This is a genomic window from Nocardioides bruguierae (assembly GCF_023656415.1).
Lineage (GTDB): Bacteria > Actinomycetota > Actinomycetes > Propionibacteriales > Nocardioidaceae > Nocardioides > Nocardioides bruguierae.
Genome location: NZ_JAMOIL010000002.1, coordinates 116,753 through 130,314, shown reverse-complemented (window position 1 = coordinate 130,314; position 13,562 = coordinate 116,753). Strand labels below are relative to the sequence as shown.

Here is a 13,562-nt window from a genome sequence, read left to right as displayed (position 1 = left end):
GGCGGAGCTGGTCGGCACGCCCGAGCACGTCGCCGAGAAGATGGCCTGGATGATGCAGGAGATCGGCGGGGACGGGTTCCTGCTGACCTCGCTGACCCCGACGCGGCACTACCTCGACGAGGTCGTCGACGGCCTGGTGCCCGCCCTCCAGCGGCGGGGCGTGGTGCGCAGCGAGTACGCGCAGCCGACGTTGCGGGGGACGCTGCGGGAGTTCTGAACCGCTCGGGTCCCGGGCCGGGGCGGCGTCGGGGTGAACTCTCGTTTGCGCTGCTCGTCCAGGGTGTCCTCGCCCCTCTGACCTGCGCCGAGGCCTGGCTGGGCGCTGATCGCGCCGCGCCGCGCGCACCCGGCCCGCCCCGCCTCCGCGCCCGTCCGGCGTCGGCGGCGGGGCGGACGTCGCCGGCGGACCGAGCCCGAAACACGACTCGTGCAGGCTGTGCCGGTGCCCGTCGTCCTCGCCTGCTTCGTGACCCTGCTGCTGTCCAACATGGCCAGCCCCGTCTACCCGCTGTGGCAGGCGGAGATGGGCTTCGACGAGGGCGTCATCAACCTGCTCTTCGCCGTGTACCCCGGCGGCGTCCTCGCGGCGCTGCTGACCGTGCGGGCGCTGGGCCGCCGGGTCGACGCCGAGCGTCTGCTGCCCCTGGCCTGCACCCTGGGACTCCTCTCCTCAGCGGGGTTCCTGGTGGCGTCCGGGCCGTGGCTGCTGGGCGTGGCCCGGCTGGTCTGCGGCCTCTCGGTCGGGCTGGTGCTCTCCTGCGGTGCCTCGGCGATGACCGGGCGGCTCGAGGCGCGGGGCGTCCCCCGGGCGCCACGGGTCGCGGGACTGATCCTGTCGGCCGGGTTCGCCTGCGGGTCGATCGTGGCGGGCCTGCTGGCCGACCACGCGCCGGCCCCGACGCGGCTGGTGTTCGCCGTCGAGGCGGTCGGCCTGGTCGCGGTGCTCGCCCTGCTGCTGGGCGAGCGGGCGTGGGTCGGACGCCGCCTCGCCGCCGCCCCGGCGCCGGCAGCGTCCCCCTCCCACGAGTCCGCTGGGTCGACTGGGCCCGCTGACGTGGAGGAGGAGCCCGCGCCCGCCGGGCCGCCGATGGTGCCCGAGCACCTGCGCCGCACCGCGCTGCTCATGGGCGTCGCGGTGATGATCTCGTGCGGCGTGGCCGCTGCGGTGTTCCAGTCGATCGGCTCGGCCTACCTGCGCGACCTGCTCGGAGACGACAGTGCGACCGTCGCCGGCCTGCTCGTGTTCATCGTCTTCGCCGGGGCCTTCACCGGCCAGCTGGTGCTGGCGGGGGCACCGACCCTGGCGCAGGCGTGGACGGCGCTGGGCTGCGGCTTCGGCGGCGCGGTCCTGCTGCTGGTGGGAGTGTTGACCGACCAGGTCGTGCCCCTGTTCGTCGCGGCGGTCGGTGCCGGTGCGGCCCAGGGCCTGAGCCAGTCGGTCGCGCTGACGACCGCGCGGCGCACCTGCGACCTCACGCGGCTCACCGGCGTCCTGGCCGTCTTCAACATCCTGGGCTACGGCACCGCGGGCCTGACGATCGCGCTCAGCTCGCCGCTGGTCACCGCGGCCGGGGCGGCCGCGGGCATCCTGGTGATCGCCTCGGGGGTCGCCGTCGCGACGGCGCTGGCCTCCGGCGTGCTGCTGCGCTGGCGCGGCGCGCTCTCGGAGGCCGTGGTCCTGCCGGCTCCCTCCGCCACCGGGAACGTGGGCACCGTAGGCGTGACGGGCGGCGCCGCCGTGCGCTGAGATCGACCCGTGAAGGTCGATCCGAAGAGCATCCGCGCCGACCTCTACCGCCCTCGCGCCGGTCACTGGGCGGAGGTGGACGTGCCGCCGCTGCGGTACCTGGCCGTCGACGGCCACGGCGACCCCAACACCGCCCCCGTGTACGCGGTGGCCGTCGGGGCGCTCTACACGCTGGCCTACGCCACCAAGCTCGGGCTGCGCGAGGCGACCGGGATCGACGCGGTCGTCGCGCCGCTCGAAGGCCTGTGGACCAGCGCCGACCCCACGGCCTTCACCGGGCGCCGCAAGGACGAGTGGGACTGGACGATGCTGATCGCCCTGCCCGACCCGGCGCTGATGGGGCCGGCGCTGATCGGTCCGGCGCTCGTCGGCACGGCGGTCACCGACACCGACGTGGACGCCGCCCTCGACCGTGCTCGCACGACGGCCGCGACCCGCAGGCCCGATGTGCCCACCGGGGACGTCCGGGTGCTCACCCTGGACGAGGGACGCTGCCTCCAGACCCTGCACGTCGGGCCCTACGACGAGGAGGGACCGACGCTGGCACTGCTCCACGACGAGGTGATGCCCGAGGCCGGGCTGACCTGGAACGGCCCGCACCACGAGGTCTACCTGGGTGACCCGCGGCGCACGGCGCCGGAGCGGCTGCGCACGGTGCTCCGCCAGCCCGTCCGCGCGGCGACTGGTCAGGCGGAGCATCCCTCCCCGAGGATCGGCTCGTGACGACTGATCTCGGAGCGCAGGCCGACGAGGAGCTGCGCGCGCAGGTGCAGCGCCGGACGCTGCGCGTGGTCGTGGCCGGGCAGGTGCTCGGCGGCGCCGGGCTCGCGGCCGGCGTCACCGTGGGCGCGCTGCTGGCGCAGGAGATGCTCGGCAGCGAGAACCTGGCCGGCATCCCGACGGCACTGTTCACGCTGGGCAGTGCCGGCGCGGCCTACGGCGTGGGCCGGGTCAGCCAGCGCGCCGGGCGGCGCGTGGGCCTCGGGCTCGGCTTCGGCCTCGGCAGCCTCGGCGCCACCGGGGTGGTGGCGGCCGCGGCCACTGGGTGGGTCCCGCTGCTGCTGGTCGCGCTGGTGGTCTACGGCTCGGGCACCGCCACCAACCTCCAGGCCCGGTACGCGGGCACCGACCTGGCCACGCCGACGTCCCGCGGGCGGGCGATCAGCGTCGCGCTCGTCGCCACCACCGTCGGCGCCGTCGCGGGGCCGAACCTCGTCGAGCCGCTGGGCCGGCTCGCGGTGGCGCTCGGCCTGCCGTCGCTGGCCGGGCCGTTCCTGCTCGGTGGCGTCGCGTACGCGGCGGCGGGCCTCGTCCTCGTCGCGCTGCTGCGCCCGGACCCGCTCCTGCTGGCCCGTAGCCTCGAGGTCGCCGCTCCCGGGGCGGACGCCGTGCCGGTGGACGACGCCGAGCGGCCCGGTCGCGGGGCCTGGGTGGGCGCCACGATCATGGTCGTGACCCAGATGGCGATGGTCGCGGTGATGACGATGACCCCGGTGCACATGCGCGCCCACCACCACGACCTCGGGCAGGTCGGGCTCGTCATCGGGCTGCACATCGCCGCCATGTACCTGCCGTCGCTGGTGACGGGGAGCCTGGTCGACCGGGTGGGCCGCACGCCCGTGGCCGCGGGGGCCGGGCTGGTGCTGCTCGCCGCCGGGCTCGTCGCCGCACTCGCGCCGGGCGACTCGCTCGCCCTCCTCGTCCTGGCACTGGTGCTGCTGGGGCTCGGCTGGAACCTCGGCCTCATCTCCGGCACCGCCCTCGTCGTCGACGCCACCACCCCCGCCAACCGGGGGCGGACACAGGGCAGCATCGACGTGCTCGTGGCGCTGTCCGGGGCCGGGGGAGGACTGGCCTCCGGCTTGGTGATGGGAGCCGCCGGCTACGCCGTGCTGGCCCTGGCGGCCGGGCTGCTCTCGCTGGCGCTGGTGCCCGTCCTGTGGCTGGCGGGTGGACGCGCCCGCGGCTGAGGACGCACCCAGGGGCGGTGACCGGGGTCACAGGACGGCGGCTAGGGTGAGGACGCGGTTGACGGACGTCGGCCGCTGCTCGTCCACCCGGAGTCTGCTCGGAGGCCCCTGATGTCGTCGTTGTGGTTGTTGATCGTGGGGCTCGCCATGCTGGCGGGCGGCTACCTGCTCTACTCGCGCTTCCTCGCGGGGCGCGTCTACCGGCTCGACCCGGAGTTCACCACCCCGGCGCACGAGCTGCGCGACGGCGTGGACTTCGTGCCGACCAACAAGTACGTGCTGTGGGGCCACCACTTCACGTCGGTCGCCGGCGCGGCGCCCATCGTCGGCCCGGCGGTCGCGGTCATCTGGGGCTGGCTGCCGGCGTTCCTCTGGGTCACGCTCGGCACCGTCTTCTTCGCCGGCATGCACGACCTGGGCGCCCTGTGGGCCTCGGTCCGCAACCGCGGCCGCTCCATGGGCATGCTCTCGGGCCGCTACATCGGCGCGCGGGGCCGCAACCTGTTCCTGGTCGTGATCTACCTGCTGCTGCTCATGGTCGTCGCGGCGTTCGCCGTGGTGATCAAGAACCTGCTGCTCTCCACACCGTCCGCGGTGATCCCCGCGTGGGGTGCGATCGTGGTGGCCCTCGTGGTCGGCCAGATGATCTACCGCTGGGGCGTGAGCCTGCTGCTCACCACCGTGCTCGGCGTGGCCGCCCTGTACGGCCTCATCCTGCTCGGCGACGCCTACCCGATCACCCTGCCGGACCCGGTCCTCGGCATGTCGCCGGCCACCTTCTGGATCCTCACGCTGTTCGTCTACGCCGGCATCGCCTCGCTGCTGCCGGTGTGGGTGCTGCTCCAGCCGCGCGACTACATCAACGGCGTGCAGCTGTTCGTCGGCCTGGCGATCCTCTACGGCGCCACCCTGCTCAGCGCCCCCGACGTCGTGGCGCCGGCCGTGAACGACCAGGTGCCTGCCGGCACGCCGGGCCTGCTGCCGCTGCTGTTCGTCACCATCGCCTGCGGCGCCATCTCCGGGTTCCACGGCATGGTCTCCTCCGGCACCAGCTCCAAGCAGCTGGACGGCGAGGACGACGCCCGGTTCGTCGGCTACTTCGGCGCGGTGGGCGAGGGCCTGCTCGCGCTCGGCGCGATCATCGCGGCCACGGCCGGCTACGCCACGCTCGCGGACTGGCAGGCCGTCTACACCGCGTTCAACGAGGGCGGGGTGGCCGCGTTCGTGCAGGGCGGCGGCAGCATCATCAACGCCGGCCTCGGCATCCCTGCCTCGCTCTCGGCCACGATCCTGGCCACCATGGCCGTCCTCTTCGCGGCCACGACGATGGACACCGGCGTCCGCCTCCAGCGGTTCGTGGTGCAGGAGATCGGCGAGGTGCTCGGCCTGCGCGTGGGCAAGTACCTGGCCACCGGCATCGTGCTCGTCATCGCCGTCGGCCTCACCTTCAGCGCCGGCGCGGGCGGGGACGGCGGCATGCGGATCTGGCCGCTGTTCGGCACCACCAACCAGCTGCTGGCCTCGCTGACGCTGGCGATCGTCGCGGTCATGCTGATGCGCAAGGGCCGCAACCCGCTGCCCGCCCTCGTGCCGCTCGCGTTCGTCTTCGTGATGGCGTTCTGGGCCGCGATCCTCCAGCTGGGCACGCTCCGGGACTCGGGGGACTGGCTGCTGCTGGGCATCGACGTGGTGATCATCCTCGCGGCGGTCTGGGTCGGCCTCGAGGCCGTGCTGGCGATGCGGGACGCCCGCCGTCGTCCGGTCGAGACGGACGAGGACGACCGCCGCGCCCTGGAGGACGTCGGCTCGTGACCGGCCCGGCCGCCCGCCTGCGCGAGCGCTGGGCCGCCGTCCGGGCCGGGCTGGAGGAGTTCTACGCGGGGCCGTACCGCACCACGATGCGCCGCGCGCGCCGCGAGGAGGACGACCTGTTCCTCCTCGTGGTGCTCGCGGAGGCCCTCGGCGTGCCCGACCCGGCCGCCTACTACTCCGCCGAGGTGCTGCCAGCGACCCTGCCGGAGCTCCACGCCTGGCACCGGCGGATGGGCATGGAGGCCTCACCGCTCGACCACGTGGGGTGCTGCTGATGGCCGGGGCACGCCGGCCCGCCGCGTCCTCCCCGGCCGTGCTGCTCGTCGTGGGCAAGGGCGGTGTCGGCAAGACCTCGCTGGCCTGCGCGTCCGCGCTCGCCCGGGCCCGCGCCGGAGCCCGCGTGCTGCTGGTCTCCACCGACCCCGCCCACAACCTCGGCCACGCCTGGGGCGCGGAGCTCGGTGACGAGCCCCGCCGGGTGGCCGACTGTGGCGCCGGGCACGTGGACGCGGTGGAGATCGACCCGGCCGCCACCGTCGACGCGCACCTCGCGGCCGTGCGCGGCAGGCTGCGTCGCCTGCTGCCCGAGCGGATGCACGGGCCGGCCGACCGGCACCTCGAGCAGGCCAGGCACGCACCGGGCACCCACGAGGCCGCGGTGCTCGAGCGGCTCGCCGACGTCGTCACCAGCGGGCTGCGCACCCACGACGCCGTGGTGGTCGACACCGCCCCCACCGGGCACACCCTGCGGCTCATGGCGCTGCCGGAGCGGCTGACCACCTGGACCGAGTCGCTGCTGGCCAACCGGGACCGCTCCGAGCGGTTCGGTGCCGCGCTGCGCGGCCTGGGCGGGGGCGACCGCGCCACCGACCCCACGGCCGACCGCGACGCCGAGCTGCGCCGGGTGCTGCTCCGCCGCCGTGACCGGCTGGCGGGGCTGCGCGACGTCCTCGTCGACCCCGCGCGCTGCGGGGCACGCCTCGTCCTCACCGCGGAGCGGATGCCGGTGGCCGAGACGCTCGCGCTGCACGCGGAGCTGGGGGAGCTGGGCATCGCGGTGGACTCGGTGGTGGTCAATCGCCGCTCGCCGGACGACGGCCCGGTGCTGCGCGCCCGCCGCCAGGCCGAGGAGCGGTGGCTCGGCGAGCTCGTCGTCGGGCTCGGGCCCGACGCCGCGTCCGTGCAGGAGGTGCCTCTCCTGCCCGACGACCTGGTCGGCGAGAGCGGCCTCGGCCTCCTCGCCGACCTGCTCCCCGACCCGCTCCCCGACCCGCTCCCCGACGCGCTCCCCGACGCGGGCGCGACCGGCCGGGCGCCCGCACGTCCGGGGAGCGACCACTGAACGACGACTGTCGGACATCCTCGACTACGGTGACCGGGACCACCCTCCCGCCCGTTCCACACAGCCTGCCCCCGCGTCCCCGGCGCGCCACCCCCCCAGCTACAGGAGTGACCCACCCGTGAGCAGCACCCCCGTCGGCACGCCCTCCGGCTCGCCGGCCGACCAGCCCTCCGGCCACGCGCACGGCGAGGGCGGCCCGGCGCCCCGCTGGCGGCTGATCGGCCCCGGCCTGGTCGTCGCCGCGACCGGTGTCGGCGCCGCCGACCTCGTGGCCACGCTGGTCGCAGGCAGTCGGTACGGGTACGCCCTGCTGTGGACGGCCGTCGTCGGCGTCCTCCTCAAGATCGTGCTCGTCGAGGGTGCCGGGCGGTACAGCCTGCTCACCGGGCGGACGATCTTCCAGGGCTGGTCGAGCCTCGGTCGCTGGACCCACTGGTACTTCGGGCCGTACATCGTGGTCTGGGGCTTCGTCTACGGCGCGGCCGCCATGGCCGGCACGGGCCTGCCCCTGCACGCGTTGTTCCCGGCCGTGTCGGTGACCTGGTGGGGCATCGCCTCCGGCCTCGTCGGCGCCGCGCTGGTGCTGCTCGGGCGCTACGGGCTGTTCGAGAAGGTCTGCTCCGCGCTCGTCCTCTTCATGTTCGTCACCATGGTCGGCGCCGCGGTGCTGGCCGTGCCGAACATCCCCGACATGGTCACCGGCCTGGTGCCGACGATCCCCGACGGCTCGCTCGTCTACGTGCTCGGCCTGGCCGGGGGAGTGGGCGGCACCATCACCCTGGCCGCCTACGGCTACTGGCTGCGCGAGAAGGGCTGGGCCACGCCCCGCTACCTGCGCGTGATGCGGCTCGACAACGTCACCGCCTACGTCGTGACGGGCATCTTCGTCATCGCCACGCTGATCGTCGGCGCCGAACTGCTGTACTCGGCCGGCATCGCGGTCTCCTCCGGCGACCAAGGCCTGCTCGACCTCGGCGACGTCATCAAGGAGCGCTACGGGACGGCGGCGGGCACGGTGTTCCTCGTCGGGTTCTGGGCCGCGGCCATGTCGTCGCTGATCGGCGTCTGGAACGGCGTCAGCCTCATGTTCGCCGACTTCGTGGGCCACGTCCGGGCCGAGCGTGCCGAGCGTGCCGGCGAGGCTGACGTCGACCCGGACGCCCCGGCCTACCGCCTCGGCGGCCGCTGGTACCGCCTCTACGTGCTCTGGCTGACCGTGCCCCCGATGGCCATGCTGTTCCTGGGCAAGCCGGTCTACCTGATCCTGGCCTACGGCGTGCTCGGCGCGGTCTTCATGCCGTTCCTGGCGGTCACGCTGCTGTGGCTGCTCAACACCCACCGCGTGCCGGCTGGTGCCCGCAACGGCTGGCTCTCGAACGCCGGCCTCGCGATCTGTGCGGCGCTCTTCGGCGTCCTGGCCCTCAACCAGCTGGCCGACCTGCTGCTGTAGCCGGGTGTGGCGCAGGTCGCGTCCCCCCGGATTCGCTACTGAGAATCATTCTGATTATCGTCGTCAGCATGAAGACCTCCTCCTGGCGCCTCCTCGCCCTGCTCCCCGCTGGTGCGCTCGCCGTCACCACGCTCGCCGCGTGCGGCAGCGACAGCGGCTCCGCCGACGACGGCACGATCTCGATCGTGGCCTCCACCAACGTCTACGGGAGCATCGCCGAGGCGATCGGCGGTGACGACGTCGAGGTCACCAGCATCATCGACTCCGCCAGCCAGGACCCCCACGAGTACGAGGCCACGACCTCCGACCTCGCCACGCTCTCCGGGGCCGACATCGTGATCGAGAACGGCGGCGGCTACGACTCGTTCGTCGACACCATGCTCGACTCGGTCGACACCGACCCCACCGTGCTCACCGCCGTCGACATCTCCGGCCTGCTCGACGAGGACTCCGACCACTCCGACGAGGAGCACGCGGACGAGGAGTCCGAGGACGGGCACGACCACGTCGAGGGCTTCAACGAGCACGTCTGGTACGACTTCCACACCGTCGAGGCCGTCGCCGAGGAGATCAACGAGCACCTCGCCGAGGTCGACCCCGACAACGCGGCCACCTACCAGGCCAACTACGAGGACTTCGCCGCCCAGGTGGAGGACCTCGAGAGCCAGGTCTCCGACCTCGCCTCCAGCACCGAGGGCCGTGGCGTCGCGATCACCGAGCCCGTCCCGCTCTACCTGCTCACCGAGGCCGGCCTGACCAACGAGACCCCGGACGAGTTCAGCGAGGCCGTCGAGGAGGGCACCGACGTGCCCCCGCGGGTGCTCGCCGAGACCCTCGCCCTGTTCGACGGTGACAGCGACATCGCCGTGCTGGCCTACAACACCCAGGCCGCCGACGACACGACCGAGCAGGTCCAGCAGGCCGCCGAGGCCGCCGGCGTCCCGGTCGTCGACTTCAGCGAGACCCTGCCCGACGGCGTCGACGACTACGTGACCTGGATGCAGGACAACGTGGACGACCTGACCGCTGCGCTGGGCTGAGCCACTCGGCCGCTCACGTGGTCGACCGCACGCCCGCCGTCCAGGCCCCCGGGTCGGACGTCGGGCGTGCACCGCGTTCCTGGCAGCATCACCCCCCGGAAAGACCCCCGGACAGACCCCCGGGGAGGAATCCACCCCGCAGAGACGGAGTTACCCACCGACGTGACGGCAACGCACCCCACCCCCCACGCGCACCGCGGCGACCCGGTGCTCAGCATGCGCGGCGCCGAGCTGACCCTCGGCGGACGCACCCTGTGGTCCGGGCTGGACCTCGACGTCCACCCCGGCGAGTTCATCACCGTGCTGGGCGCCAACGGCGCCGGCAAGTCCTCGCTGCTCAAGGCCGTCCTCGGGCTCGTGGGTCTCAGCGGTGGGGAGGCGCGCTTCCAGGGCGAGCCGGTGCGCCGCGGTGACCGCCGCATGGCCTACGTGCCGCAGCAGCGGGTCTTCCCCGCCGGCACCCCGATGCGGGGGCGCGACCTGGTGGCGCTCGGCATAGACGGGCACCGCTTCGGCCCGCGGCTGTTCGGCCGCGGTGCGGTGCGGCAGCGGGTCGAGCAGGTGGTCGAGGACGTCCACGCCGTCGAGTACGCCCACCGGCCCGTGGGCGAGCTCTCGGGCGGCGAGCAGCAGCGGCTGCGGATCGCGCAGGCACTGGTCTCCGACCCCGAGCTGCTGCTGTGCGACGAGCCGCTCTCCAGCCTCGACCTGCACCACCAGCAGGAGGTCAGCCTGCTGGTCGACCGGCGCCGCCGCGAGCACGGCACGCCCGTCCTCTTCGTCACCCACGACATCAACCCGGTGCTGCCGCTGACCGACCGGGTCCTCTACTTCGCCGGTGGCTCCCACCGGCTCGGCCACCCCGACGAGGTCATGCGCTCCGACACCCTCAGCGAGCTCTACGGCACGCGCGTCGACGTCGCCCAGATCGGCGACCGGATCGTCGTCCTGGGTGCCCCCGACGAGCACCCCGGCGCCCGCACCACGCCCTCCTCGCCCTCGAGCGCCTCCGCCCCGACCACCGGAGCGCCCACGTCGGGAGGCACCGCGTGACCGTGCTCGCCGACGACGCCTGGTGGCACCAGGTCGTCGACTTCTCCGACTACGGGCTCCTGCTGGGCCTCGTGCAGTACTCGATCATCGCCGCCGGCGTGCTCGGCGTCGTGGGCGGCGTCCTCGGCGTGCTGGTGATGCAGCGCGACATGGCCTTCGCCGTGCACGGCGTCAGCGAGCTCTCCTTCGCGGGCGCAGCGGCGGCCCTGCTGATCGGCACCAGCGTGGTCGCCGGTGCCGTCGTCGGCTCGCTCGTCGCGGGCCTCGCGATCGGCCTGCTGGGTGCCCGCGCGCGCGACCGCAACTCCGCCATCGGCGTGCTGATGCCGTTCGGGCTGGGCCTGGGCATCCTGTTCCTCGCTCTCTACGACGGGCGCGCGTCCAGCAAGTTCGGCCTGCTCACCGGCCAGATCGTCTCCGTCGACGGGCCGCAGCTGTACTACCTGATCGGTATCTGCGTGTTCGCCGCTGCGGTGCTGGTCGCGATCTGGCGCCCGCTGCTCTTCGACAGCCTCGACCCCGACGTCGCCGCGGCCCGCGGCGTGCCGCGCCGGATGATCTCCCTGGTCTTCATGGGAGCGCTCGGCCTCGTCGTGGCCGTCGCCGTCCAGATCGTCGGCGCGCTGCTCGTGCTCGCCCTGCTCGTCACCCCGGCCGCGGCCGCGCTCCGCGTCTCGTCGTCGCTGACGCTGGTGCCGTTCCTGGCGGCGCTGTTCGGCGTCACGGCGGCTGTCGGCGGCATCCTGCTCGCGCTGGGCGGCTCGCTGCCGATCAGCCCCTACATCACCACGATCTCGTTCGTGATCTACCTCGTGGCACGGCTCGTCGGCGCGGTCCGCGACCGCGCGGCCGTCTGAGGCGGACGGCCGAGGGTCGACAGGAGGGGGGAGGGCCCGGGTTCAGGCCTGGGCGGCGGTGCAGCCCGCGCAGAGCCCGAACAGCTCCACGACGTGGGTGACCTGGCTGAAGCCGTTCGCCTGGGCCGCCTGCTCCGCCCAGGTCTCCACGCCGGGGCCGTCCACCTCGACGGTGAGGCCGCAGCTGCGGCAGACGAGGTGGTGGTGGTGCCGCTCGCCGCACTTGCGGTAGAGCGTGCCGCCGTCGTCCGTGCGCAGGGTGTCGACCTCGCCGGACTCGGCGAGGGTCTGGAGGCCGCGGTAGACGGTGGCCAGGCCGATGCGGGAGCCACCCGCACGGAGCTGGTCGTGCAGCTGCTGGGCGCTCACGAAGGACTCGGTGCCCTCGAGGTGCTCGCGCAGCGCGCGGCGCTGCGGGGTGTCGCGGCGGACGGCGTCGGTGCCCGTGCTGCTGGCCTGCGGAGACATGAGACTCATTCTACGCAGGAGCCCCAGCGCGGTCGCAGTCCTCAGGCCTCCTCGTCGAGGGCGGTGACCAGCGCGGTCGCCAGGTCGCGTGCGGGGCGCCCGACCCCCACCAGGGTGGCCGAGGCGGCGCCGCACCAGTCGCCGTAGCCGAGGAACCACAGGCGCGGGTCGTCGGCGGAGCGCACGGGGAACGGCGACCCCGGGGGCGCGGACGCGGCGGGGTGCCCGCCCCGCCAGGTCAGGCCGAGGCCACGCAGGTGGTCGAGGGCCGGCCGGAACCCGGTGGCGAGCACCACGGCGTCGAACCGCTCGGTGCTGCCGTCGGGCCACTGCACCCCGTCCGGGGTGAACCGGGCCGGCATCGCGCGGGCGACCAGGCCGCCCTCGTCCCGCGCCCGGCGCACCGACGCGACGGCCACGACGTCGCCCAGCGAGCCGACCCCCGCGTGCTCCTCGCCCGCCGCGCGGGCAGCCACGGCCTGGCTGGCGACCTCGAACAGCGTGCGCCCGTCGACGTCGTCGGGCAGGAACTGCGGCGGGCGGCGGGCGGCCCACCGGACGACGGCGGCGGTGCCGAGCAGGTCGGCGGCGATCTGGGCGGCCGAGTTGCCGCCCCCGACCACCAGCACGCGGGCGTCCTCGAGGGACTCGGCGTCGCGGTAGTCCCGGGTGTGCAGCACCTGGCCGCGGAAGGTGCCGAGCCCGGGCAGGGAGGCGATGAAGCGGCGGTCCCACGTGCCGGTCGCGTTGACCACGTGGCGGGCGTCGAGCACCCCGTCGTCCGTGCGCAGGACCAGGCCCCCTGCACGGCCGGCGGTGAGCGAGAAGACCCGCACCGGGCGGCGCACGTCCAGCCCGAACCGGCGCTCGTGGTCGGTGAGGTACTCCACCACGTGCGCGGCGTCGGGGTACTCCTCCGACGTGCCCGGCATGAGGCGGCCCGGCAGGGAGCTGTGCTCGGCGGGGGAGAAGAGGTGCAGGGTCGGCCACATGTCCTGCCAGGCGCCGCCCGGGGCCGGGTGGGCGTCGAGGACCACCACACGCAGCGGCGGCAGCCCCCGGGCCGTGCGGCCGCGCTCGATCCGGCGCAGGTGGTAGCCGAAGGCCAGCGCCGACTGGCCGCCACCGATCACGGCGACGTCGACGGAGGCAGGCAGGTCCACCCGTCCAACCTAGAGGGGCGGCGTCGGCGGTCGTTGCTAGCGTCCCCGGCATGTCTGTCACCGCCGAGGGTCGCTCGCTTCCCGCCCGGGCGGCCGTGCGCGCGCTCGCCCTCGCTGCCCTGCTCCCGCTGGCGGCGTGCACCAGCGGCGCGGGCCCGGACGAGGACGCCGACGTCGTCGAGCGCGGGGCGGTGGCCGTCGCGGTCACGGTGGAGGACGGGCGGCTGCTGGTGCAGCGGCGCGACGAGGGGACGTGGTCCGACCCGAGTGACGTCGGGGCCGTGCCCACCGGCCACGCCTACACCTCGTCGGCCGTCAGCGTCGGCGGGGACACGGTCGCGGTCGTCCTGGAGACGGCGGCGACGAGCCTGCCGGAGGGTGACGACGCCGACGACCTCAGCAGCGGGCTGCTGGCGGTCTCGACGGGTCCCGACGCCGGCTGGGACACCCACGACGCCGACCCGCTCCACGAGGCGTTCGTGCTGGAGGACGGGTCGGCGGTCTTCACCGGGTACGGGTCCGACGACGGGGGCGACGGAGCCGAGGACCGGGTGCTGGTCTGGCGCGGCGGCACCTTCGACGTGGAGCCGTACGCCGAGGTCCAGGACGAGGTCGAGCAGCTGCTCGGTTGAGCCCGGTGGACGGGACCACGGCCTTTCG

14 protein-coding genes are annotated in these 13,562 nt (G+C 74.4%); 12 read left to right on the top strand and 2 right to left on the bottom strand.

Features of this window, described 5'->3' with window-relative positions; all coding sequences use genetic code 11:
• The first annotated feature begins 49 nt into the window (after window positions 1-49).
• The 11 genes from M8330_RS03070 to M8330_RS03020 all read left to right on the top strand — a co-directional run bounded on the left by M8330_RS03070 (window position 50) and on the right by M8330_RS03020 (window position 11,271).
• Window positions 50-217 (top strand): hypothetical protein, encoded by a 168-nt coding sequence (locus tag M8330_RS03070; protein ID WP_250826142.1) that lies wholly within the window; start codon window positions 50-52, stop codon window positions 215-217.
• A 225-nt stretch (window positions 218-442) separates the two neighbouring features.
• Window positions 443-1,747, top strand: coding sequence for an MFS transporter (locus M8330_RS03065; protein WP_250826141.1), 1,305 nt, complete (start codon window positions 443-445; stop codon window positions 1,745-1,747).
• 9 nt (window positions 1,748-1,756) lie between these two features.
• A complete protein-coding gene (locus M8330_RS03060) occupies window positions 1,757-2,470 on the top strand; it encodes a GyrI-like domain-containing protein (RefSeq protein ID WP_250826140.1) in 714 nt (237 codons plus the stop codon).
• Window positions 2,467-3,717 (top strand): MFS transporter, encoded by a 1,251-nt coding sequence (locus M8330_RS03055; protein WP_250826139.1) that lies wholly within the window; start codon window positions 2,467-2,469, stop codon window positions 3,715-3,717. The genes M8330_RS03060 and M8330_RS03055 overlap by 4 nt, the downstream gene beginning before the upstream one ends.
• 111 nt (window positions 3,718-3,828) lie before the next feature.
• A complete protein-coding gene (locus M8330_RS03050; RefSeq protein WP_250826138.1) occupies window positions 3,829-5,529 on the top strand; it encodes a carbon starvation CstA family protein in 1,701 nt (566 codons plus the stop codon).
• Window positions 5,526-5,804, top strand: a complete 279-nt coding sequence (locus M8330_RS03045; RefSeq protein ID WP_250052777.1) for a cory-CC-star protein — start codon at window positions 5,526-5,528, stop codon at window positions 5,802-5,804. The genes M8330_RS03050 and M8330_RS03045 overlap by 4 nt, the downstream gene beginning before the upstream one ends.
• The gene (locus tag M8330_RS03040; protein WP_250826137.1) at window positions 5,804-6,871 is read left to right on the top strand and encodes an ArsA family ATPase; all 1,068 of its coding nucleotides are present in this window, start codon (window positions 5,804-5,806) and stop codon (window positions 6,869-6,871) included. The genes M8330_RS03045 and M8330_RS03040 overlap by 1 nt, the downstream gene beginning before the upstream one ends.
• Window positions 6,872-6,989: 118 nt before the next feature.
• Window positions 6,990-8,321 carry an Nramp family divalent metal transporter gene (locus tag M8330_RS03035; protein ID WP_250826136.1) on the top strand — a complete coding sequence of 444 codons (1,332 nt, stop codon included), beginning with the start codon at window positions 6,990-6,992 and terminating at the stop codon, window positions 8,319-8,321.
• A 68-nt stretch (window positions 8,322-8,389) separates the two neighbouring features.
• Window positions 8,390-9,361 carry a metal ABC transporter solute-binding protein, Zn/Mn family gene (locus M8330_RS03030; RefSeq protein ID WP_250826135.1) on the top strand — a complete coding sequence of 324 codons (972 nt, stop codon included), beginning with the start codon at window positions 8,390-8,392 and terminating at the stop codon, window positions 9,359-9,361.
• 162 nt (window positions 9,362-9,523) lie between these two features.
• The gene (locus tag M8330_RS03025; protein WP_250826134.1) at window positions 9,524-10,414 is read left to right on the top strand and encodes a metal ABC transporter ATP-binding protein; all 891 of its coding nucleotides are present in this window, start codon (window positions 9,524-9,526) and stop codon (window positions 10,412-10,414) included.
• Window positions 10,415-10,416: 2 nt separating this feature from the next.
• On the top strand, window positions 10,417-11,271 hold the full coding sequence (locus M8330_RS03020) for a metal ABC transporter permease (protein WP_250052866.1): 855 nt from the start codon (window positions 10,417-10,419) through the stop codon (window positions 11,269-11,271).
• Window positions 11,272-11,313: 42 nt separating this feature from the next.
• Here M8330_RS03020 and M8330_RS03015 read toward each other — a convergent pair whose 3' ends face one another.
• The gene (locus M8330_RS03015; RefSeq protein WP_250826133.1) at window positions 11,314-11,739 is read right to left on the bottom strand and encodes a Fur family transcriptional regulator; all 426 of its coding nucleotides are present in this window, start codon (window positions 11,737-11,739) and stop codon (window positions 11,314-11,316) included.
• A 41-nt stretch (window positions 11,740-11,780) separates the two neighbouring features.
• Window positions 11,781-12,902, bottom strand: a complete 1,122-nt coding sequence (locus M8330_RS03010) for an NAD(P)-binding domain-containing protein (RefSeq protein WP_250826132.1) — start codon at window positions 12,900-12,902, stop codon at window positions 11,781-11,783.
• Window positions 12,903-12,952: 50 nt separating this feature from the next.
• Here M8330_RS03010 and M8330_RS03005 point away from each other — a divergent pair, with 50 nt between their 5' ends.
• Window positions 12,953-13,534: a hypothetical protein gene (locus tag M8330_RS03005; RefSeq protein ID WP_250826131.1), complete on the top strand. Its 582-nt coding sequence runs from the start codon at window positions 12,953-12,955 to the stop codon at window positions 13,532-13,534.
• Window positions 13,535-13,562 lie beyond the last annotated feature (28 nt).

Excerpts from the sequence above, each read along its gene's own strand:
- M8330_RS03070 (WP_250826142.1), top strand. The coding sequence starts at position 50 with ATGATGCAGGAGATCGGCGGGGACGGGTTCCTGCTGACCTCGCTGACC.
- M8330_RS03050 (WP_250826138.1), top strand. The coding sequence starts at position 3,829 with ATGTCGTCGTTGTGGTTGTTGATCGTGGGGCTCGCCATGCTGGCGGGC.
- M8330_RS03040 (WP_250826137.1), top strand. The coding sequence starts at position 5,804 with ATGGCCGGGGCACGCCGGCCCGCCGCGTCCTCCCCGGCCGTGCTGCTC.
- M8330_RS03030 (WP_250826135.1), top strand. The coding sequence starts at position 8,390 with ATGAAGACCTCCTCCTGGCGCCTCCTCGCCCTGCTCCCCGCTGGTGCG.
- M8330_RS03015 (WP_250826133.1), bottom strand. The coding sequence starts at position 11,739 with ATGTCTCCGCAGGCCAGCAGCACGGGCACCGACGCCGTCCGCCGCGAC.
- M8330_RS03005 (WP_250826131.1), top strand. The coding sequence starts at position 12,953 with ATGTCTGTCACCGCCGAGGGTCGCTCGCTTCCCGCCCGGGCGGCCGTG.